The organism is Wolbachia endosymbiont of Trichogramma pretiosum (genome assembly GCF_001439985.1).
Classification (GTDB): Bacteria; Pseudomonadota; Alphaproteobacteria; order Rickettsiales; family Anaplasmataceae; genus Wolbachia.
This window is the reverse complement of the sequence record NZ_CM003641.1, coordinates 485,888-508,784: the sequence shown is the minus strand read 5'-3', so window position 1 is coordinate 508,784 and position 22,897 is coordinate 485,888. Positions and strand designations below refer to the sequence as shown.

General features: G+C 34.0%; 17 protein-coding genes, 1 tRNA gene, 2 rRNA genes and 4 pseudogenes. 16 read left to right on the top strand and 8 right to left on the bottom strand.

Features of this window, described 5'->3' with window-relative positions:
* Positions 1-44 precede the first annotated feature (44 nt).
* The 10 genes and pseudogenes from wTpre_RS02465 (at position 45) to ruvC (ending at position 5,452) form a co-directional block, all read left to right on the top strand.
* Positions 45-521 (top strand): annotated as a pseudogene (locus wTpre_RS02465) (acyloxyacyl hydrolase).
* A gap of 218 nt (positions 522-739) precedes the next feature.
* Entirely contained in the window at positions 740-1,042 is a 303-nt protein-coding gene (gene rplU / locus wTpre_RS02460; RefSeq protein WP_068651711.1) for a 50S ribosomal protein L21, read from the top strand.
* A 10-nt stretch (positions 1,043-1,052) separates the two neighbouring features.
* Positions 1,053-1,322 carry a 50S ribosomal protein L27 gene (rpmA, locus tag wTpre_RS02455; RefSeq protein WP_068651709.1) on the top strand — a complete coding sequence of 90 codons (270 nt, stop codon included), beginning with the start codon at positions 1,053-1,055 and terminating at the stop codon, positions 1,320-1,322.
* A gap of 8 nt (positions 1,323-1,330) precedes the next feature.
* A tRNA-Ile gene (locus tag wTpre_RS02450) sits at positions 1,331-1,404 on the top strand.
* 42 nt (positions 1,405-1,446) lie between these two features.
* Positions 1,447-2,613, top strand: a pseudogene (gene metK, locus wTpre_RS02445) (methionine adenosyltransferase).
* Between the two features lie 109 nt (positions 2,614-2,722).
* Positions 2,723-3,388, top strand: a pseudogene (locus wTpre_RS07285) (TenA family protein).
* A gap of 39 nt (positions 3,389-3,427) precedes the next feature.
* Entirely contained in the window at positions 3,428-3,706 is a 279-nt protein-coding gene (locus wTpre_RS06490; protein ID WP_245609539.1) for a thiaminase II/PqqC family protein, read from the top strand.
* 205 nt (positions 3,707-3,911) lie between these two features.
* Positions 3,912-4,088 carry a hypothetical protein gene (locus wTpre_RS06485; protein ID WP_245609538.1) on the top strand — a complete coding sequence of 59 codons (177 nt, stop codon included), beginning with the start codon at positions 3,912-3,914 and terminating at the stop codon, positions 4,086-4,088.
* Positions 4,089-4,135: 47 nt separating this feature from the next.
* Positions 4,136-4,963, top strand: coding sequence for a cytochrome c oxidase subunit 3 (locus wTpre_RS02430; protein WP_068652606.1), 828 nt, complete (start codon positions 4,136-4,138; stop codon positions 4,961-4,963).
* Positions 4,964-5,452, top strand: coding sequence for a crossover junction endodeoxyribonuclease RuvC (gene ruvC, locus wTpre_RS02425; RefSeq protein ID WP_068651707.1), 489 nt, complete (start codon positions 4,964-4,966; stop codon positions 5,450-5,452).
* A 25-nt stretch (positions 5,453-5,477) separates the two neighbouring features.
* On the opposite strand, the gene ruvX is transcribed toward ruvC, so the two are convergent.
* Genes ruvX through wTpre_RS02410 form a run of 3 tightly spaced genes read right to left on the bottom strand, consistent with a single transcriptional unit; the run spans position 5,478 to position 8,906 of the window.
* Positions 5,478-5,945, bottom strand: coding sequence for a Holliday junction resolvase RuvX (gene ruvX / locus wTpre_RS02420; protein WP_068651705.1), 468 nt, complete (start codon positions 5,943-5,945; stop codon positions 5,478-5,480).
* Positions 5,946-6,002: 57 nt separating this feature from the next.
* Entirely contained in the window at positions 6,003-7,787 is a 1,785-nt protein-coding gene (locus tag wTpre_RS02415) for a ribonucleoside-diphosphate reductase subunit alpha (protein ID WP_068651703.1), read from the bottom strand.
* A 48-nt stretch (positions 7,788-7,835) separates the two neighbouring features.
* A complete protein-coding gene (locus tag wTpre_RS02410) occupies positions 7,836-8,906 on the bottom strand; it encodes a methyltransferase domain-containing protein (RefSeq protein ID WP_068651701.1) in 1,071 nt (356 codons plus the stop codon).
* Positions 8,907-9,237: 331 nt separating this feature from the next.
* Here wTpre_RS02410 and wTpre_RS02405 point away from each other — a divergent pair.
* Positions 9,238-12,002: ribosomal RNA gene (locus wTpre_RS02405) — 23S ribosomal RNA — on the top strand.
* 67 nt (positions 12,003-12,069) lie between these two features.
* Positions 12,070-12,176: ribosomal RNA gene (gene rrf, locus wTpre_RS02400) — 5S ribosomal RNA — on the top strand.
* Positions 12,177-13,405: 1,229 nt separating this feature from the next.
* Here rrf and rnpA read toward each other — a convergent pair.
* Together rnpA and rpmH are read right to left on the bottom strand one after the other, a co-directional pair.
* Positions 13,406-13,693, bottom strand: a complete 288-nt coding sequence (rnpA, locus tag wTpre_RS02390; RefSeq protein WP_369665136.1) for a ribonuclease P protein component — start codon at positions 13,691-13,693, stop codon at positions 13,406-13,408.
* A 73-nt stretch (positions 13,694-13,766) separates the two neighbouring features.
* Positions 13,767-13,901 carry a 50S ribosomal protein L34 gene (gene rpmH / locus wTpre_RS02385; RefSeq protein WP_010404613.1) on the bottom strand — a complete coding sequence of 45 codons (135 nt, stop codon included), beginning with the start codon at positions 13,899-13,901 and terminating at the stop codon, positions 13,767-13,769.
* A 107-nt stretch (positions 13,902-14,008) separates the two neighbouring features.
* On the opposite strand from rpmH, the gene pstC reads away from it, so the two are divergent.
* From pstC to wTpre_RS02370, 3 genes are all read left to right on the top strand, one after another.
* A complete protein-coding gene (pstC, locus tag wTpre_RS02380; protein WP_068651696.1) occupies positions 14,009-15,097 on the top strand; it encodes a phosphate ABC transporter permease subunit PstC in 1,089 nt (362 codons plus the stop codon).
* A 96-nt stretch (positions 15,098-15,193) separates the two neighbouring features.
* Entirely contained in the window at positions 15,194-16,630 is a 1,437-nt protein-coding gene (atpD, locus tag wTpre_RS02375; RefSeq protein ID WP_179945533.1) for a F0F1 ATP synthase subunit beta, read from the top strand.
* Positions 16,631-16,635: 5 nt separating this feature from the next.
* The gene (locus wTpre_RS02370; RefSeq protein ID WP_068651692.1) at positions 16,636-16,977 is read left to right on the top strand and encodes an ATP synthase subunit epsilon; all 342 of its coding nucleotides are present in this window, start codon (positions 16,636-16,638) and stop codon (positions 16,975-16,977) included.
* 337 nt (positions 16,978-17,314) lie between these two features.
* On the opposite strand, the gene wTpre_RS02365 is transcribed toward wTpre_RS02370, so the two are convergent.
* Positions 17,315-19,573, bottom strand: coding sequence for a coiled-coil domain-containing protein (locus wTpre_RS02365; protein WP_068651690.1), 2,259 nt, complete (start codon positions 19,571-19,573; stop codon positions 17,315-17,317).
* Positions 19,574-19,992: 419 nt separating this feature from the next.
* Here wTpre_RS02365 and wTpre_RS02360 point away from each other — a divergent pair, with 419 nt between their 5' ends.
* Positions 19,993-20,634, top strand: a complete 642-nt coding sequence (locus wTpre_RS02360) for a transaldolase family protein (protein WP_068651688.1) — start codon at positions 19,993-19,995, stop codon at positions 20,632-20,634.
* A 771-nt stretch (positions 20,635-21,405) separates the two neighbouring features.
* On the opposite strand, the gene wTpre_RS02355 is transcribed toward wTpre_RS02360, so the two are convergent.
* Both wTpre_RS02355 and wTpre_RS06480 read right to left on the bottom strand, forming a co-directional pair.
* Complete coding sequence (locus tag wTpre_RS02355; RefSeq protein ID WP_068651686.1) at positions 21,406-21,873, bottom strand: hypothetical protein; 468 nt, start codon at positions 21,871-21,873, stop codon at positions 21,406-21,408.
* A gap of 365 nt (positions 21,874-22,238) precedes the next feature.
* Positions 22,239-22,634: pseudogene (locus wTpre_RS06480) on the bottom strand (SDR family NAD(P)-dependent oxidoreductase).
* Positions 22,635-22,897: the final 263 nt, after the last annotated feature.

The window sequence follows — 22,897 nt, the reverse complement described above, 5'->3', positions numbered from 1 at the left end:
AATATAAATATTAGTATACATTTATATCAATATACATGTTAAAAATGAAAAAGTTGCTTATTTTGGTGGTCTGTTGTTTCCTGTCAGTACCGTTTTTTGGAGTTGATTGGATTAAGATAGAATCTATACTTCGTCATCATACGGCAATCTTGGTGTTAATTATGATCTTGGCTATCATTATACAGATAGCATAAAAATTTCAGCTGTTCCTGTAGTCAAATCTGTTTTGTTTGGAGGATCTTTGGCAGAGCTAGGATTCATGGCAAAGCTTCGTTATCATTATAAATTTGAAAGTACGGATATTACGCCTTATGTTGCTTTTGGTGTAGGAGGTGGAGCTAAAGTATCTCCATCAGCACAGCAAGATCAACAGCCAGACGTAGAAAAGTTTTTCCTACCAGATAGGTGCTGGTATTAATCTTCTTCTTTCTGAGAGAACGAATGTTTTCGCTGGCTATAAACTTCACAAGTTAAGTAATTTTTCTCATGGGTTTGAACTTGGAATGAGCTTTAATTTATAAGCTCCGATTGAATGTTTTTAGTGAAAGCTTGAGTTTTTATTAACGTCGTAAAGTTTTCATGAGACTAAGAGAATGTAAGAGTAGTCAAGTTTTAAAACTTGACTACTCTCCACGAGGAAAAGCAGATAAAGGTAGAAGTATTTCATGTTTTTATTTATATTGACAGTATATGTAACATCATTTACAATTAGTGTTAATAACAACAGTTGATATTTATCATGTTTGCAGTAATCGAAACTGGTGGGAAGCAGTATTTAGTAGAAAAAGGCAGCGTAATTAAAGTAGAAAGATTACAAGCTGAAGAAAAAGAGGAAGTAGAAATCAATAGAGTGATTTGTGTTTCAAGTAATGGCTTATCTTGTTCATCTAATGCTGTTGTTAAAGCTGAAGTACTGAGGCAGTGTAGAGATAAAAAAATTATAATCTTTAAGAAAAAGAGAAGAAAAAATTACCGTAGGAAAAATGGTCATAGACAGTATATTACTGTTCTTCGTATCAATGAAATTATTCTTAAAAAGTAAGAGGTAAGATATGGCAACTAAAAAATCAGGTGGTAGTTCCTGTAATGGTAGAGATTCGGCAGGGCGTCGCCTCGGGATAAAGAAGAATGGTGAGGTTATTCCAGGTAATATAATTGTACGTCAAAGAGGTACAAAATTTCATCCTGGAAAGAATGTTGGTATGGGTAGAGATCATACGATTTTTGCTAAAACGAAAGGCTGGGTGAGTTTTAGAAAATCAGCAAATAAAAAGACATTTATTGATGTTGTACCTACAGATGATATGCAAGCCTTGGCTTAAATAGATAAGGGTCTGTAGCTCAGGTGGTTAGAGCGCACGCCTGATAAGCGTGAGGTCGGAGGTTCAACTCTTCCCAGACCCACCGTTTAAATTTGCAACAGTTTTGATATCGTGTGACTAAGCGATCGTTTTGCATAAGAATTCAGTAACCAGTGAATCAGTAGCAGAAGGTCATCCAGACAAAGTAGCAGACCCGATTTCAGATGCAATACTTGACGAATGCCTCTTTAATGACTCTTCTTCTCGTACTGCAATAGAGACTTTGGTTACTAAAGATAATGTTATTATAGCTGGGGAAGTATTTGGGCCGAACATTGAAAATAGCAAGATTGAAAGTATTGTACGGAATACAATAAAAGATATTGGTTATGAGCATGATGGTTTCCACTGGGAAACAGTGAAAGTAAATATATTACTACATGAACAATCAAATGACATTGCAATAGGTGTTGATCAAGGTGCTGGGGATCAGGGCATAATGTATGGCTATGCAACAATAGAGACAGAAAGCCTCATACCAGCACCCATTTTTTATGCACACTCGATTCTGAGAAATATTATGAGTATGGTCAAAGAGGTAAAGCTTGGTCCGGATGCAAAATCGCAAATCACTTTGGTGTATTAGAATGACCTTCCAGTACGTGCTGAAAGTATTGTTGTTTCAATACAGCATCTTGAGGATCTTAGTCAATCGAAAGTCAAGGAAATAATTTATCCTTACATAGCTTCATCTTTGCCTGAAGGGTGGATGTGCCCTAAAGAAAATCTCTTAGTCAATCCAGCAGGTAGATTTGTTATTGGTGGACCAGTTGGTGATTGTGGATTAACCGGACGAAAAGTTATGGTTGATACTTATGGAGGCTATATTCCACACGGTGGAGGAGCGTTTTCTGGAAAAGATGCAACAAAAGTTGATAGATCCGCAGCTTATATGGCGAGATACCTTGCTAAAAATATTGTCTTTGCAGGTTTAGCTGAACGTTGTCTTGTGCATCTTTCTTATGCTATTGGTGTCTCAAAACCTACTTCATTTTACATTGATACATTTGGCACGAATACAATAGATGAAGAGAGGATTAAAGGGTTTATTGAACGTAACATAGATTTATCAACTAAAGGCATAATAAGACATTTATCACTTAATCGTCCTATATATAAACGTACAGCCTGCTATGGGCATTTTGGTAAAGAATCAGAAAGTGATGGTGGATTTTCTTGGGAAGGTGTAGACTTATCTACTGATTTTTATAAAGAATTTAATATAGAAGAAGAAAAGAGAGAATTTCTTTAAACTATTAAACTCTTTTGTTTCTAGCTTTATACTGATCAAATAACTTATTGTAAATTGTAAGTAAATTTTTAGTAACTATACTAGTTTTAATACTTATGAGGCTTACAAGATGTCCGACAAACCAAAAGAAGAATTTTATGATATTGCTATAAAAGAATCATCTAATCTTATTGAGGAAATAAAAGAACATCCTTTCAATGTTGACTTGATAAACAATACGCTAGATTATGAAAAGTTCAAAATTTATCTTCAGTAGGATTTTATATTTAGTCGACTATACTCGTGCTTTATTGATTATTGCATCTAAAGTTGATGACATTGAAATAATGAGCAGTTTGGTTAATGTAGCAAGGGGGAACATTTGCGGTTCGAAAGCAGTATACTGAATATTTTGAGACTTGTGATTTGTCCGATAATCATAAAAAATCAGAATCTTATTCTGCTTTCACTGACTTTTTTATGCGTGCTGCATATCATAATTCTGTTGCTGAATCTTTAGCAGATTCTTGTCCTTGTTTTAATATATACCAAATTATTATAAATCCTATGGTAGGAGAGGTTATGCCTAAAAAAAATTGAAGATCACAGATATCAAGGGTGGATTGATATCTATAATAACACAGTAATGAATGCTACGATTAATCAAGTTACTGACGTTGCAAATAATCTATATGCAAAGGCTGGTGATTGTGAGAGGAAAAAGATGAGTGAGTTTTTTAAGAGAGGTCTAGAGCTAGAAATAATGTTTTGGGATGAGATATATTCTCTAGCATAGTCTGTAGTATTAACACTAAATTATATTCTAATTTATGTGATGTTTAGTGGTATAGTTAAGAGTTATTGTGGGTCAAATCTTTTAAAGGATATTGTTGAGCATCCTTTCAATGTTGAGTTAGCAAGTGATACTTTAAACATAGAAAATTTCAAGTTTTATATACAACAAGATGCATTTTTTATAGCTGATTATGTTCGTACTGTTTTAATTATTGCATCAAAAATGGAGAGTTGTAACAACATTGTTCCATTGATTGAGGTGGCTCAAGGAGGAATAGAGATTATAAGAGTGTTATGCGAATACTACTTTGCTGTATAATCCATAAATTGTGGAGAAAAGTCGCTAGAGTGTTTCAATTTTACTAACTTTCTTTTGTCTACTTCGTATAGAGAAATTGATGAAGCTGTAACAGTTATCTACTCTTGCCATTTTATATATAAAGTTGCTATTGGTAATATGAGAAGTAAAATTAAAAAAAATAATAGGTATAAGGATTGGTTTGATTTTTTTTGGCAGTAGCTTGATGGAATCTGGATTTGTTGCTTTGGAAGGTATTGTTGACGAGTATTGTAACAAAGTAAGGGAAAGTGAAAGGACCATAATGCTTGAATTATTTAAAATAACTGCACAATTTGAGTTAGGCTTGTGGAATAGCGCATATAATTTTTCAAAATTTGATCGAGATTTTAAGAAATATTGACAATTTTAAGCTAATTTGTATGCTTGGTACGTATTTTTGAAGATGATATGAAAAGTAAAGAACATGATTTTCATTTAGTAGAATCAAGTCCCTGGCCAATTGCTATATCAGCAGCAATTCTTGTTCTTGCACTTGGATTAGTTGGTACACTCCATAAACAAATTTATGGAATATTTGGTTTAGTTTTGGGAATCTCTGCGGTATCAGGAGTGCTGTTTTATTGGTGGAGAGATGTAATAAGAGAAGCAATTTATGATAAATGCCATACTGCTATTGTGAAGCATGGACTCAAGCTTGCAATGTACTTATTTATCCTCTCGGAAGTTGTGTTTTTTATAGCGTTCTTTTGTTCATTCTTTAAAGCCTGGCTTGATCCGATCTTTTTGTTTGAAGCGTTTTCTCCTACAAAAAAAATTGAATGGCCACCTGAAGGGATTTTACCACCTGATCCATGGTCGTTACCATTCATGAATACACTAATATTATTACTTTCTGGCACAACAATTACCTCAGCACATCGTTTTTTACTTGAAAATGATAAAAAAAGCATGATTAAAATGCTGTCTATAACTATATTGCTTGGGATGTTCTTTATAATAGTGCAAGCAATTGAATATCATGAAGCAGGTTTTTCTTTACGAGAAACAGGAGAAAAACTTATTTATGCATCCAACTTTTACATAATTACTGGTTTTCATTGTGTGCATGTTATAATAGGTATAATATTTTTGTCAGTATGTTTATTTAGAGCTCGAAAAGATCAATTTACGCCTCAAGATCACTTATGCTTTGAGTTTGCTTCTTGGTATTGGCACTTTGTCGATCTAGTCTGGATATTTTTATTTCTTTTTATTTATTGGTTAAGCCTTTATTAAGTGATTAAAATAATAGGTCTAGATCCAGGGATAAGCAAAACCGGTTGGGCCATTATCAGCCTGGAAGAAAAGAATAGTATTGAATTTTTGGGTGGTGGTGCCATATCAACTGATGGTAAATTGGATGTAGGTGAACGTCTACATATAATTTTTGAGGAATTAAAGAAAGTAATTTCTCTATATTCTCCAAATGAAGCTGCTGTAGAGAAAATTTTTGTTAATAAAAACCCAAAATCTTCACTAACTTTAGGATATGCAAGAGCAATTACAATTTTAGTATTACAAATGACGAAGTTGACTATGAATGAATATGATGCAAATTATATAAAAAAGAGCATTACCGGAGACGGTCATGCTGGTAAGGATCAGATTATATTTATGGTGAAGCAAGTAGTTAAAAACTCAAATATAAAATGTCACCATGCTGCTGATGCTCTTGCTACAGCAATTTGTCATGCTTATACGAAAAGTTCTTGTTTGATCAAGTAATTTTATGTGAATTCAGTTTAAAAAACTATTTGATGGTATTTATCTTATCCAATGTTCGTTGCAGAATAATACATGCGGCAATTTTATCATCTATTTTCTTTGATTTTGTGATTGATATTCCGGTAATTTTTAGTGCGTAAGTTGCAAGAGATGTTGATAAACTTTCGTCTTGTAGATATATGTTTATCTTACATTTTTTTATTATTTTATTTGCGAATTGGATTATTGCTTTACACCATTCGGTCTCTTGGTCATCTATTTTGAATGGTAGTCCTATTACCATTGATCCAGCTTCATTTTCTTTGAATATTCTATACAGATAACCTAAATCTTTGCTTATATTTCTTCTGTAGTATATACTATGAGCTGTAGCTATAAGCTGTGTTTTATCACTAAATGCTACGCCTATTTGTTTTTCTCCCATATCAAGGCAGACTATACGTTTATCTCTTGGAATAGACTTTAGAAATTCATCTGGATTTCTATGTAGCATCTATGAAAACATAACTTTTGTACAATTGTATTTTTGTGACAGTAAGGTATGTACAGTCTACTGGCATGATAGACATTCATCATAATTAATATCTGTTTTTTGTTGCAATATTTCACTTTTTTTGAATATGTCATGTGAGACCTTGTCAGCTCTCTGCATTGATTGTGATCTGCAGTAATATAAGCTCTTTAATCCTTTTTTCCAAGCAAGCATGTGTATTTTATGTAAGTAACGTTTATGCACATTGGCAGGTAAGAACAGATTTACTGATTGAGATTGACAAATATAAGAAGTTCTATCACTTGCATGTTCTATGATCCATTGTTGATCAAGTTCGTATGCTGTTTTAAATGTCAGTTTTTCATGCTTGCTAAGAAAATCTAAATGCTGAACAGAACCCTCATTTGTTGAAATTGAGGACCATGTTTCATCATTGTCTTGATTTTTTTCTGCTAGTAGTTTTTGCAAGAATTTATTTCGTACTACAAATGAACCTGTCAATGTCTTCTGTATAAATACGTTTGCTGCATATGGCTCTATTCCAGGGGAAGTGTTGCCTGCAATAATTGAAATTGAGGCAGTGGGAGCAATAGCGAGCTTATGTGTGAACCTTTCCATTAGATCGATTTCTTTAGCGTCAAGACATGGCCCTTTTTCTTCTGCTAATTTTTTAGAAACTACATCTGCTTGCTCGCGCAAATGCTTAAATATTTTTTTATTCCATTGTTGGGCTGTTACTGATTCAAAAGGAACCATTTTACTTTGTAAAAATGAATGAAAACCCATCACGCCAAGACCGATACTACGCTCTCTTATTGCGGAATATTTTGCTCGCTGTATTTCATTTGGTGCTTGGTTTGTGAAATCCTCTAATACATTATCAAGAAAACGCATTATATCTTCTATGAAAAGCTCATTATCTTTCCATTCTTCGTAGTATTCAAGATTTACGGATGATAAACAACATACAGCAGTGCGCGACTTGTTTAGGTGATCGTAACCTGTAGTTAAAGTTATTTCACTGCATAGATTTGACATTTTGATATCTAAATTGAGCTTTTTGTAAGGTTCTGGTTTATTGTTATTTGTTGCATTAAGAAAGATAATATAAGGTTCTCCAGTTTCAATTCTTGCTGTTAATATTTTAATCCATATATCCCGTGCTTTTACTGTTGAAATAACTTTATTGTTATGAGGGCTTATTAAATCCCATTCTTGATCATCTTCAACAGCTTGCATAAACTTATCTGTTACTATTACAGCATGATGTATATTTAATGCTTTGCGATTTGGGTCACCACCAGTTGGCTTACGTAAATCTAGAAACTCTTCTATTTCTGGATGCCATACAGGAAGATAAACTGCTGAGCTTCCTCTTCTTAAGGATCCCTGGCTAATTGCAAGCGTCAGAGCGTTTTGTACTACGATAAATGGCACAATTCCCGATGTTTTACCGCTACCTTTGACACTTTCACCAATTGAACGTAAATTTCCCCAATAACTACCTATTCCACCACCACGTGCAGCGAGCCAAACATTTTCATTCCATAGATCAACTATTCCCTTCAAGCTATCTTCAGTTTCATTAAGAAAGCAGGAAATAGGCAATCCTCTTTTGGTACCGCCGTTACTAAGTATTGGTGTTGAAGGCATGAACCACAAGTTGCTCATGTAATCATAAAGACGTTGTGCATGTTTTCTATCATCAGAATAGTAATTAGCAATACGTATAAAGAGATCTTGATAACTTTCATTTTCTATTAAATACCTATCCAATAGAACTGCTTTTCCAAAATCGGTTAATTTGCTATCTTTTGCGTAATTAATAGTAATGTAATTCATGAGGCTCCTTTTATGATAATATAGAAATTTGTTTGAGCGATTTCTCGATTAAGTTGTTGAATTTGTTTGTGGATGTTGTAATGCAAATAAGATACCATCAACCTGACCGCCATATATTTTACAGTAACTCATTTGACTTATTTGCATATTTGTTTCTTTTGCAACATGCTGAATATAGTCTTCTGAATGACGAAAATAATCTCCTTTGTTTACAAAGTCAATACCTCTACCTTCCTTTCTTCTTACTAAACATACAATGACCCCTTTTTTGTTTGTCAATCTTTTTGCTAGTTCCAATTCTGCTAGAAAATCATGTAGATAGTGTAGCACTTCAGCAAAGATAATTACATCATACTGCTGGTTCTTCTCTTGTTTAAGAAACTCTTTCATTTCTGTGTGTATTAACTCATTGTAAACAGGTTTACCTTTTATAAGACATCCTCTCGCAATATTGAGCATTCTATTTGAGATGTCAACTCCTGTTATGCTGCTTCTAATATTATTTATTTTTAGGAAGTGACCACATATTCCAGTACCGCAACCAAGGTCAAGTATATTCAGTTCAGAAGTGGAGTTGTGAAAGATTTTTTTGATTATCATATGTACTAGTTCATGTCCTTTGTATTGTTTGGCAATTAACCAATGTTCAACAAAATATTCACCTGTGTAATCAAAATATTGCTTTATGAGATTTTTAGGCAATTCTACGACATCTGATGTGTTTGTTATTTTCTTTACATAGTAAGAAGCTTCTTTGTGACTACTATCTAATTTTAGCGTCTTTGTTAAATAATTATAGGCTTTATTAGTATTGCCTACTGCAAAATGACATCTTCCGATATTATACCAGACTAGAGGTAAATTAGGGTAGAATATGCTAATTAACCAAAATCTTAACTTTGCATCTGATATATTACCTTTATAGAAGTGATATAACCCGATTTCAGTGTTGGTATTTAACAGGTTTTTAGATTTTTCAAGAAACACTACAATTTCTTTATGGAGAGTGCTGTATTTATCCACAATAAGATTTTTTACTTTTTTACTATTTAATAAGCCAGTGAGCTTGGATATACAATTCAAAGCAAAGTTTTTTATAAAAGATAGATTACTTTTCATACATTAGAAATACTCCGAATGTTCATTTTTATTTTTAGGTAACTAATTTTAACACATTTTATCTTACAAAATATCTTTTTCATTAATTTTTCTGTACATATCAATTTTCCGAATATTTCTCAGATTGTACTGTTTAAGGTTGCTGGTATATTGTTGTTGATAATAATAGGTAAATGTTTTGTGTAAAAAGGCGTTGACATCTGATTTATCAGATTGTAAGATATAAAAGATTAGTTTTTAGATGTTTGAAAAGTTTTATGGTAGAGATTGTTTAATCTCAATTCAATTGTAAGTTAATATTTAACTCTGCATATTCTACATATAGTCAGATAAATAAATTATTAAGAGCACTTGATGGATGCCTTGGCGTTAAGAGGCGATGAAGGACGTGGCAGGCTGCGATAAGCTGTGGGAAATTGTCAACAAATTTTGATCCGCAGATTTCCGAATGGGGAAACCCAACTAGCTTAGCTAGTTATTATATACTAAGTATATAAGGCAAACTTGGTGAACTGAAATATCTAAGTAGCCAAAGGAAAAGAAATCAACCGAGATTCTGTTAGTAGTGACGAGCGAAAGCGGAAAAGGCTAGTGATTTAAAAATAAGAATTAGAATACTCTGGAAATGGTAACCATAGAAGGTGATAGTCCTGTACAAGTAGAAAGTTTTTAAATCCTTGAGTAGAGCGGGACACGTGAAATCCTGTTTGAATATGGGGGGACCATCCTCCAAGCCTAAATACTCCTTAACGACCGATAGTGAACAAGTACCGTGAGGGAAAGGTGAAAAGAACCCCGGGAGGGGAGTGAAATAGAATCTGAAATCAAGTGCTTACAAACAGTTGGAGCTCTATATCAATTTATTGATATTTAGAGTGACAGCGTACCTTTTGCATAATGGGTCAGCGAGTTAATCTATGAAGCAAGCTTAAGCCGGTAGGTGTAGGCGTAGCGAAAGCAAGTCTGAATAGGGCATTTAGTTTTATGGATTAGACCCGAAACCAAGTGATCTAGTCATGACCAGATTGAAGGTATGGTAAAACATACTGAAGGATCGAACCAGTTAATGTTGCAACATTATTGGATGAGTTGTGATTAGGGGTGAAAGGCCAATCAAACTTGGAAATAGCTGGTTCTCCGCGAAATCTATTTAGGTAGAGCGTTGTATTTATGTTATTGGGGGTAGAGCACTGGATAGACTAGGGGGATTCGTCATCTTACCAAATCTAACCAAACTCCGAATACCAGTAATTAATTATACAGCAGACACACTATGGGTGCTAAGTCCATGGTGGAAAGGGAAACAGCCCAGATCACTATCTAAGGTCCCAAAATTGCAGCTAAGTGGGAAAGGAAGTAGAAAAACCATTACAGCTAGGAGGTTGGCTTGGAAGCAGCCATCCTTTAAAGAAAGCGTAACAGCTCACTTGTCTAAATAAGTTTTTCTGCGCCGAAAATGTACCGGGGCTAAAGCTGTATACCGAAGATGTGGGTGCCTATTAATTTCGATTAATAGGCGCGGTAGCGGAGCGTTCCGTAAGTCTGTGAAGGTGGTTTGTAAAAACCGCTGGAGATATCGGAAGTGAGAATGCTGACATAAGTAGCGTAAAAGAGTGTGAAAAACACTCTCACCAAAAATCTAAGGTTTCCTACGTTAAGTTAATCTGCGTAGGGTTAGTCGGTTCCTAAGGCGAGTCCGTAAAGGAGTAGTCGATGGCAATTAGGTTAATATTCCTAAACCTCTTAAGTGTGACGGGTTTTGTATTTGTATAGGTCTGATTGGATTGATCTATGCTTAAAAGAAGCTCCAGGAAATAGCACTTATATTTATGAGGCCGTACCGTAAACCGACACTGGTGGATGAGTAGAGTATACTAAGGTGTTGAAAGAATGATGTTGAAGGAACTCGGCAAATTATACCTGTAACTTCGGAAGAAGGGTAACCTACTTTTAGGCAACTATAAGTAGGTGGCACAAAATAGGGAGTAGCGACTGTTTACTAAAAACACAGGACTCTGCAAACACGTAAGTGGAAGTATAGGGTCTGACGCCTGCCCGGTGCTGGAAGGTCAATAGGAGGGGTGTAAGCTCTGAATTGAAGCCCCAGTAAACGGCGGCCGTAACACTGACGGTCCTAAGGTAGCGAAATTCCTTGTCGGGTAAGTTCCGACCCGCACGAATGGCGTAACGATTTCTCCACTGTCTCCAACATCACTTCAGCGAAATTGAATTCCCCGTGCAGATGCGGGGTACCCGCGGTTAGACGAAGAGACCCCGTGCACCTTTACTATAGCTTTACATTGCTATTAGAAGCGTGATGTGCAGGATAGGTGGGAGATTTTGAAGTTATGGCGCTAGCTATAATGGAATCAACCTTGAGATACCACCCTTTATGCTTTTGATATCTAACTATGTTTCATTATCTGGAACTAGGACATTGTATGGTGGGTAGTTTGACTGGGGCGGTCGCCTCCTAAAAAGTAACGGAGGCGTGCGAAGGTAAGCTAGAGCTGGTCGGAAATCAGCTTGATAGTACAATGGCACAAGCTTGCCTGACTGCGAGGCTGACAAGCCAAGCAGAGACGAAAGTCGGTCATAGTGATCCGGTAATTCTGTATGGAAGGGTTATCGCTCAACGGATAAAAGGTACGCCGGGGATAACAGGCTGATGGTGTTCGAGAGTTCATATCGACGACACCGTTTGGCACCTCGATGTCGACTCATCACATCCTGGGGCTGGAGAAGGTCCCAAGGGTTCGGCTGTTCGCCGATTAAAGTGTTACGTGAGTTGGGTTTAGAACGTCGTGAGACAGTTCGGTTTCTATCTGCCGTGGGTGAAGGAAATTTGAGAAGATCTGACTCTAGTACGAGAGGACCGAGATGTATATACCTCTGGTGTACCAGCTGTTATGCCAATAGCATCGCTGGGTAGCTATGTATAGATGGGATAATTGCTGAAAGCATATAAGCAAGAAACCCTCTTCAAAAAAATTTCCCAATTAGGGCCGTGGGAGACTACCACGTTGATAGGCTAGGTGTAGAAGCATGGTAACATGTGAAGCTAACTAGTACTAATAGCCTGATTGATTTATTTGCTTTCTATATGTGTATATGCAGTGTTAAATATTAAATTGAATTTTGCTAGGTTAGAAATTTTTGTTGACTTGGTGGCTATAGCAAAAATGAACCACCCGATCTCATTTCGAACTCGGAAGTGAAACTTTTTAGCGCCGATGATACTTAAAAAGGGAAAGTAGGTCGTTGCCAAGTTTATAAAAATTTCTTTTTATTTGTGTCTTTTTATTAGAGGGCTGAAGCAGGGTAGGCATAGGGTAGCTGTCAGATAATATGAATGATCTTTTAGCACTCTGCCAAAACTTTAAGATGAGAGTATAAAATTTAAGAGTGGAATTTGTCGCCTATTTGCAAATTAGGAGCAGGGGTAGCAACATTTAGCAAATCATCAAACAATTGATCTTCCGAAAGTTAGACTTTATATAATTGAGTACTAATTAAATTAGTGGGGATGAGGAGAAAGAAGAAGTGGAAAACTACCAAGAAGTAGATACATTTGGTCCAAGAGTTAGTTGATAATTGTAGTACTAAGTTGATTTTATAAAAATTCAAAACGTGAGAATTATAAGTGATGTTTTTAATGTAAATTGAAAGCGTATTAAATAGTGAATATAGAGTTACTTCAAAATGCAAAAAGGTGTATGAGAAGATTGAATAAGAAAAATGAGGTTTTGCACGTCAACATGTTATAATAAAGGTAAACTTAGTTAGTGCTGAAGCAATACTGCAAGTTTTAAAGGGAAAGAAGATTTAAAAGGAAGTGTATGTTGCTATCGCAATAGTTGCTGACAGGTACTTTGAAACATAGCTGAACTATTGAAGTTAAAATTCTGGGCTATTGCTTAAAAAATGCATCTACTGAGTTATTTATGCTAAAAAAAGCTTTATTAAAAATGAAACAGAAGTGTAAGAAAGTTGTAAAACATATAAGCTATCACTTGAATCTACCTATCTGAAGCAACTGGAGCTTCTCAAGTTGCGAAAAATACTTTAAAATCTGATACTGTAAAAGCTCATGTTTTACGTAATCAGAGCTAGGAACTTGAAAGGATAATTTTATTAGACTTAACAAGCAAATAAAGAGAACTATACAATCCCCTGCCTGTCGCTTCTTGAACCACTTCTCTGAACGGTTACTTTTATCAAACTATTCTCTTATTGTAATTAGTTGCCTCTATATTAAAATTCAGCAACTTCCCTCTGGGATTATCTTTATTTTGTTCTAAGTATCGGCTTTGTTCAAATGCCATCCCCCATTGTGTACGACAGCTAGAGTTTCTATATTCATAAAAACTCTCCTCAGCATTATTTGTATTGAGCCTTATACCTTGTTTTTTTACACTCGCTACCTCAAGTACCCACATCTGTTAATTTATTTTAAAAACTTCACTTATCTTATCATAAAAAATATAGCTGTAAATACTTTAGTGAAAATTCCTTCTTATTTTATCTTTCTTTAAGCAAATATTGAGGTCTTTTTGTAAATTTTTATAGCCTGCTTGCATAATGTTTTTATGGGTTAGTATTATGTAATAGTATCCCACATTACTTATATTAGAAATGCTAACTTTAGCTAGCATTCGTAATTGCCTTTTTATTTTATTTCTTTTTGCTGCTTTTCCGACTTTTTTACTGATAGCCAGACCTACTCTAATAACATGAATATACTTTTCAGGTTCTCTTTCTTTTATAGCATATAGTGATATATATATCCCTCGATAAAAAAGGCTGTAAGGTGCTAATCTGTTTTTAAAAGCAAGGGAAAACTCTTTTTTTTTATGCTTACTATGCGCATAATTTATTACACCCTAATGAGCGACGCTTATTAAGAATTTTTCTTCCAGCTTTTGTTGACATACGTGAACGAAATCCATGTTTGTGCTTTTTTTTTAAATTTTTTGGTTGAAATGTTCTTTTCATTGTTTTTATATTAATACGACTATTTATTTTAAACTATTTTGCTCTATTGTCAAATAATGGTCAACTTCTATGGCATTCTTGTTGAATAAAATTTGATATATGGAAAAATGAATTTAATTATAGGCGTACCTATTTTACTAATCCTTTTACTTTGTTTGAGTAAGTTTCAAGCAGTAAGTAAAATTAAGTCTTATATATATTTGAGTTGTATGTGGATGCTACCTTGTTTGTTAGCATTCTATGATGGTTATTTTATAACTTCTATTTCTATAGCGTTACTTTTTTTTATGCTGATTTTTATCTTTAAAAGTAAAAGAAGTAAGATGGTAAAATTTTTGTTGTTTGTGGCTTTAGCAATATCACTTTTTATCACTTTATTTATAATGCTATCTATTTTTGTTCAGTCCATTTCTTTTTTTAATAAAGTAGCTATTTCAGAATTCTTATTTTGCTTAAAATGGAAGCATAATGTAGCTATTGTTGGTGAAGGAGAGGTTGGGTGTTTTGGTATAGCGCCACTTTTAGTGGGTACATTACTTATAACTATTGTAGCAATGTTAGTTGCGGTGCCGCTTGGTTTATTTTCTGCAATATATATTAGTGAGTATGCGGGTGAAAAAGTGCGTTATGTTATTAATACAGCCTTACAGATTTTGTCTGCTATTCCTACTGTTGTATATGGATACTTCTCAGTTGTATTTTTGTCTTTTTTTATAAAGCAGGTAGCGAAATTTTTTAATCTAAGTATACACTCAGAAAGTGCTTTGATTGCTGGTTTATCGATTGGAATAATGATTCTTCCTTTTATTATTTCTTTGCTTGAAGATGCTATAAGATCTGTTCCAAAAAGTTTACGTTATGGTTTTATGGCGCTTGGCGCAACACCAGCGGAAACTATATGGAATGTAACAATACCTTATGCAATGCCTACAATTTTAAGTGCAGTTTTATTATCAATTTCAAGGGTGATAGGTGAAACAATGATTGTACTAATGGCTGTGGGAATCAATGCAAATTTGACCTTTAATCCTCTCAATTCAGTTACTACTGTCACTGTACAAATTGCTACATTACTTACCGGAGATCAGGATTTCAATAGTGTGCAAACTCTTGCTGCTTATGCGCTTAGTTTGGTGCTGTTTGTTATTACTTGGCTATTAAATGCATTTGCATTGTTTATAATGAAACGTAACTAGTAAGTGTTTTAATATTGCAAAATTTCTCTTAATAATATAAGATTTATTTTCTTTAGAAGTTCTTTTATAGAATTGTAGTATTTGGTGATGAAAGAGATGAGCACAGGTAAAGTAATTAAAATAACTCAAGCAGTTGTTGATTTAAAATTTGAAGCCGAGTTACCTAAGATATTTAATGCTTTAAAAAGCAAACTAAAATGTAAGGGTAAGGAGCTAGTTTTAGAGGTTTCACAACATATAGGTGACAATATAGTTCGTTGCATTGCTATGGATAGCACAGACGGTATGTCAAGAGGTGATGAATTTGTTGATACAGGTGCACCAATATCAGTTCCGGTTGGACGCTCAACTTTAGGAAGGATTTTTAATGTTGTAGGAGAGCTTATAGATGAGTGTGGTCCCTTAAAAGGAAAGTATAATTTAGAACCTATACATAGATCACCTCCAAGTTTTACCGAGCAGAAGATACAGGAAGAAGTTTTAGTTACAGGAATAAAGGTTATAGATCTTCTTGCTCCTTATCTTAAAGGAGGAAAAATTGGCTTGTTTGGTGGCGCTGGTGTTGGTAAAACAGTTCTGATAATGGAATTGATTAACAATATAGCAAAAGCTCATAAAGGATTTTCTGTGTTTGCTGGAGTAGGAGAGAGAACGCGTGAAGGTAATGATCTTTATAACGAGATGATTACTTCAAATGTTATAGATATAAATGAGCACGAAAAATCTCAAGCCATTTTGGTTTATGGTCAAATGAATGAACCTCCTGGAGCAAGGGCTAGGGTTGCTTTAACAGCACTAACTATGGCGGAGTATTTTCGTGATCATGAAAATCAAGATGTTCTATTTTTTGTAGATAATATCTTCCGTTTTACTCAAGCTGGCTCTGAAATTTCTGCTTTACTTGGAAGAATACCTTCGGCTGTTGGTTATCAGCCAACTCTTGCGACCGATATGGGCTCTATGCAAGAGAGAATAGCCTCAACCACTGCTGGTTCTATTACTTCTGTGCAAGCTATATATGTTCCTGCAGACGATTTGACCGATCCAGCTCCAGCAACGACATTCTCTCATCTTGATGCCACTACAGTGTTGTCAAGGCAGATAGCTGAAATGGGTATATACCCTGCTGTTGATCCACTTGACTCAACTTCTCAGTCTTTGTCTGCTGAAATCATTGGTGAAGAACATTATAATGTGGCTTCTGAGGTGAAACGTATATTGCAAACTTATAAGTCGCTGCAAGATATTATCGCAATACTTGGTATGGATGAACTGTCTGATGAAGATAAAATTATTGTTGGTAGAGCTCGTAAAATTCAGAAATTTCTTTCTCAACCTTTTCATGTTGCGGAGGTATTTACTGGCATGTCTGGCAAATTTGTTTCACTTTATGATACTATTTCTAGTTTTAAAGGAATTATTGAAGGTAAATATGATCATCTGCCAGAAGCTGCTTTTTATATGGTGGGAAGTATAAGTGAAGCAATAGAAAAGGCTGAATCAATAAGAGCTGAGGTTGGAGCCGGACATTAAAGATTATGAACACTTTTAAGGTGCAATTTTTTTCTCCTGATAATCGAATTTTATTCGATGAAGTGGTTTCGCTTTCAGTGAGTGGGCTTGAAGGGAAATTGATGATTTTAGCCTGCCATTCCCCTTATTTAATTTATTTATTGCCTGGTATAATTACTGTTAAAATGAGTAGCCAAACAAAGGAAAGAGTTGTAATTGATAATGGTATATTAGAGGTTACAAATAATAATTGTAGCATTCTAACAAATCAAATTCAGGTTTTTGATCACCTGACTCGTTATGAGGAATCACTAAAAGATAAGAGAATTGGTATATATTTAAGTTATCTTGATGTCAAATCTCTTTAGGGGGCTCTTTCTTTTTATTCAAGAAATAAATCTACTCTTGTCATCTCAATGTTTGTTGTTCAAGTAGCTGACACACAACTGTACGAACATTAGAATGATATCATCCCAGTGCTCAGACACTGAAATCTCGAAATTTTTACAACTAGGATCGTCTGGTCAAGACTACAACTGTGCAAAAGTTGCAGCTTTGAAGGTAAAAGTACAAAAAATAGTGTCATCCCAGTGCGTGACACTGGGATCTATCTTATTTTCATCATGGATATGATTTTAACATACGCTCCTAGAATCTCTTTTCCATTGCATAATTTTCAAAAGACCTAGTTTTTTTTCTGAATCATCAAATGCCTCTGTAAGCTGGTAAAAAATTTTTATTAACAAGTACTTTATCACTTACTATACTTAACACTTCTACTTCGCTACTTAAGTATTGTACTTCATCGTTTAGCCCTTTTCTTTTTCCTGTTATTCTTTCAATTCTCTGAACTTTATCTTCAACTATTTGCATCAATCCCTCAACGTTATCTTCATATTCTTTAAGCTTTAATTTCAGTAATGGATGATATTCATTTGTTGTTTCTTCTTCTATCTCGTGCCGTAACTGCTTTCTTATTCTCTCAATCTGCTGACCTTTAAGCCTCAGATCGTTTTTTAACTCTTCAAACTCCCACGTTAACTGATCTGCCTCTTGTGCATCAAATGCTAAATGTTTGTTATGCTCATTTTCTAAATTTTGTATTTGAGATTTATAACCCTCTATACGCTTGTCCCTTTCACTTATTATGTGTTCTGCTTCCTCTATATCTTCCTCTATTTTTTTAAGCTGGTTGAATTTACCTTGTAGTTTCTCTTGTTCTGCATTAGCAGTTTTTAGCTTTTCCTTCAGTTCTTCTACCTTTTCTTCCAGTTCCTTATTTTTTCCATAAATTTCTTGAATTTTCTGCTCTTGCTCTTTATTGAACTGGATTATTCGCTCATCTTTTTTACTCATTTCTTTCTCAAGTCTTTGTTCATTTTTTTTATACTCAATTTGTAAATTATTGTGCTGTTCCTTCAATTCCTCAATTTTTTGCTTAGCCTTCACGAGTTCTTGTTCTGATTCTACTTGCTTTGCTTTTAACATTTGATTTACTTCTTTCAGTAATAATAACTCTTCTTTCAAATCTGATATTTGTTGTTCACTGCTTTCTTTTGTACTACTGCTATAGCGTTCTGCTTGATTAAGCTTGTTTTCGAAACTATACCTTTCTTCTTTCAGTTGATTTAATTTCCCATGCAATCTTCTTAACTGACTTATCAACTCTTCTTTTCCTGCATTGGCAACTTCCAGCTTTTTCTTCAGGTCTTTCTTTTCTTCATATGCACCTTCAAGTTCTTGCGCTCTTTCTTGCAGCTCTGTTGATATATTTGCTAGTTTTTCATCTTTTTGTCTCATTTTAGTTTGTAATTTTGCATTTTTTTGCTTTTCTTCTCCAAGTTTATCCTGTAAATCGCTATTGTGCTTTTCTAACTCTTCAAGTTCTTGTTCAGCGTTGTCGAACCTATATTGTAAATTGTTCCTCAGTTCATTTAATTCTCTAATTTCTTGTTCAGTTTTTGTAAGGTTTTGATCTAGTTGTTGTAAGTTAACTTCTGTCTGAATTCCAGTTTGTTGAGAGCCAATTTCTGTTTGAGTCTTAACGTGTTGTACAGAGACCTCTGTCTGAGTTTCAGTGTGCTGTGAATTAACTCCTGTTTGAGTTGCAATTGCCTGAGTTGCAATCTGCTGTGGATTAACCTCTGATACATTGTTGCTAGTGAAAGAAAGAATAGGATTGCTTTTAGCATCATTTTCAAGATTTTTCATCTTTTCATCTTTATTGATTACGATATGTTCATTATTTTGCAGATTAATAACAGCTGGAGCATCTTTATTCTTCTCCAATAATGATTTGACAGCGTCATGCAGAGAGAGACCTTGAATATATAATTCTTCATTTTGTCTTATTAATTCCAAAATCTCCTTAGATGAAGATTCAAAATCTTTACCATTAAACTTTAGTACTTCAGTTATACCAGCACTACTTACATTCATAACCATAGTACAGGTAAAAGTTTTCCCATCCTTGTCCTGCACGGGCCAAGTGCTTGTCATTTCATAGTATGCACCCTCTTTAAATTCATAATGCCTTTCCTTATCTTTTCGATAAGCATATATTTTGTGCTTTTTATTGCAATAAATATTCAATGTGCTAATATCCCTTTCTTGCTGTAAGATATCACTGATTCTTATTGGCTCACTTCTATTGTAATTAATAAGATTAATGTTTAACACTTTATCAGAATTGTTAGTTTCTACATAAAAAGCTTGAAGGTCTATATCTTTGTCTCTAAAATACTTAGTTACAGATTTTTTTACCTGATTTGCTGATTCTACAAAGCTTTTTTTAAAGCTCTTGTTGAAAGGTAGATCCATATATGCTTGCCTAAAATTTTCATCATTTATTAAATCCATGAGTAAGTCATAAACCTCCCATTTTTTCTGACAATTTTCTTGTAAAACAGTAATGATATTTTTTCTTTTTATCTCCGCTAATATATTTTTCAATTTTGTTAACATAGTATACCCCCTATTACTATTTTTTTGATAACATCCTTACCCTAGGAGTAATTAAGCTATCAAAACTCCTTTGATATTAACCTTTTTAATTGAATTTAATTGCGAGCGTTAAACTCGACCTTAGTCGTTTTGTTCATTGTTCCTGATCACCCATTTATGTTACTATACTGATAGTAGCACTAAGTTTTAGGATATGCAAGAATTTCTATTGAACGTAAAGCTAGTAAACTTCAGAAATTGGTTATGCTAATTCTGTTAATAAAATGCAACCAATGAAGGAAAGCGCTATACCGTGTCTCAGTGCAATATTTTCTTTCCTAACGGACTAAAAATTGAATTGAGTTAAAAATCCGATTTTATTTAATACTTTTCAAAGATGACAATATTTTGTAAAAATAGTTTTTGAATAGGACGATAATATGGAAATTTTTCTTGATAGTGCTGATTTACATGAAATTAAAGAGCTAAAAGAGTTCATTGATGGTATAACAACTAATCCTTCTTTAATAGCAAAGTCTGGGCATAAAGATAAATACGAAGATTTAGTAAGTGAAATATGCTCTATTATAAAAGGTCCTGTTAGTGTTGAAGTTGTTGCAGATAGCCATGAGGATATGGTTAAGGAAGGCCTAAAGTTAGCGAAAATATCTAGTACTATCGTAGTAAAGTTACCCCTTACACATGAAGGATTAATTTCTTGTAAAAGGTTGTGGACAGAACACGAAATACCTGCTAACATTACACTGTGTTTTTCTCCTGGACAAGCACTGTTTGCCGCTAAGGCCCGTGCTTGCTTTATTTCTCCTTTTGTTGGTCGCCTTGATGATATAAGCTATGATGGCTTATCACTAATAGGAGATATATGCACTATATACTCTAATTATAATTTTAAGACAAAAGTTCTTGTTGCATCAGTAAGAAGTCCGGCACATGTAATAGAAGCTGCACGGCTTGGTGCTCATTCAATTACTGTGCCAGCAAAAATACTTAGACAGTTAATTAATCATCCACTTACTGATCAAGGGCTCGCAATATTTGAAAAAGACTGGGGCGTAAAGTAATACATGATATCGATATAAAATATAATATAAAAAGGACATAGGTGCCACCTGTTCCTTAAAGACATGCGGGTTAATGATATGCATAATTCAGAATTTAAACATAATGGTCCTCCTATTAATAAAAAAGATTCAGAAAAATGTATACAGCTACGACCGAAGTATAGCAAAAATATATTTTAACTGAAGATTACAGACTAATTGAATTAAAAGGTCTGCAGACGAAGATAGATTCTGAGCTCTAGAACACCTTGACTGTGCTTGATAACAAAACTATTAGAGTTTATCAAGTAATTTTTATCGTAATTTTACGAACGTGCCATGCTAGTAATTATATCTAGTTAAATTTGTAAAGTAATACAGTGTTTTCGATAGTTATAAAAAAGCTGGATTTCAGTACTGGAGTAATATTTTGGAAATTGGGATGAAAAGAGGGATGTTGGTTTGAAATTAAGTTTTCTGGATTCCAGTATCAAGTGCTGGAATGATAAGAGAGAAGTTCTAGGTACAGCTGTTAACTATAGAATGGCAGTACTAGAATGATAACAAAGAGGCTAACTGAATGACATACTTAATCTCTATACAGATGTACATCACGCACCGATTTCCATTCAGGGTAATGTCATTGTAGTACTGGAATCTAGTTAGATTTACGAGTATAAAAATAATACAAAGTTTTTGATGATGGAAGCCATTACTAGGATGACAAGAAAGGAAGTGCTGATTTCAGTGTTTATACGTTAGCCATGGATCTAAAAATTTACAAACAAAAGATTACACTTCGCAACTTTGTGATGGAATAAGTTTCTTAATGCTGTTGACGCAAAACTCAGTTATATTATTAGCTATTTCATCGAATCTATCATTTATATACTTACCTATTTTTTCATCTTTAATATATTCGTACAGAGCTAAAATAGCTATAGTTGAACATATTGCGATGAAACCAACTTTTTCTGTAATAAGTAATGATAGCCCACCTGCAAATATGGACAGCCCTCCAATAGCTAGGTTTATAATTTTATTTTGCATTGATTGATTCTCCTTATCCTCTAAAGCGTTTGATATTGCTTTTGAGGAGGTTTTTATTGCTATTGCTGTAGTTGAGATTATAACAAACATCATGGCTATTTTTGCTAAGAGAAAAACTAATGGTAGCATTATTACAAGAAACAATAAAGCACCTCCTATAAACAACCATCTCCCACTTATTTTTTTAGACTGATTTGTACTATTAGGCAACGTAAAGCTCGAATTTCATTATCATTTTATCCTTGTAACATGAAACACGACGATAGTCAAGATGTTTTTGTGTGGAGAAGCTTGCGATTGAGTTTTGAAGAGCTTTAGCTTTACAAGATGGTAGATCTGGTGATTATCGTAAGATTCTTGCAGTCATTTTGGTGGGAAGAATTTGTAAAATATGAAAAAGTAACCGCCAGAAATTGGAAAAACTATAACTTTCTTTCCCTTAAATATACTTTTAAAATATATGCTGCAGCTTTTTCTGGCTCCCATATGAAGGAAAGTGGTTTATTAGACTTAAACATATCTGTTTTTACTGTCCCTGGCATTATGGTGATAAACTTTATACTACTGTTAGTATATTAGATTTTTAGTGATTGAACACAACTTTTTAGTGCTGCTTTGCTGGCACAGTATGCAGAAGCATGTGGTGTTGCATGCATAATAACAAGAGAAGATATAACTGCAAAAGTTGCCAAGGAATTATGATGAATCCATTCTTCAGTCCAGTTGATAACGCCAAAATAATTGGTTTCAAATATTTTTTTTATGAATGTTGGTATGAAACTTATCTTCTATTTTGCCACATCCTGCATTAAGAAAAAAGAGATTTGGTATAATATTTTGCTTTTTTAAAAATCAGACGAGTTTTTAACATTTTCACTTTTGCTTACATCACACGTTATAGGTAAAAAATTACTACCTAATTCTTCTTTTAATTTTTCCAGTTTTTTAGTGCTCCTTGCAATGCCAATCACAAACCATCCATCTTTAATGAGCAACCATGCTAGACTTTCTCCAATGCATAGATGATGCTCCTGTAGTGAAACAAGTTTTCTATCTATGTAAATTTACATAACATGAAGCATGAATGTAATGACTATTACCTATTTACACAAGTTAAGTTTGCTATAATTTTGCTAAATAATAAAAAAAAGAAAGCTGCTTATAATTTTGAATTTTATATAAACTTAAAGGGAAATTTAGTATTTACTTACTTGTAATTTAAAATTCTTATATA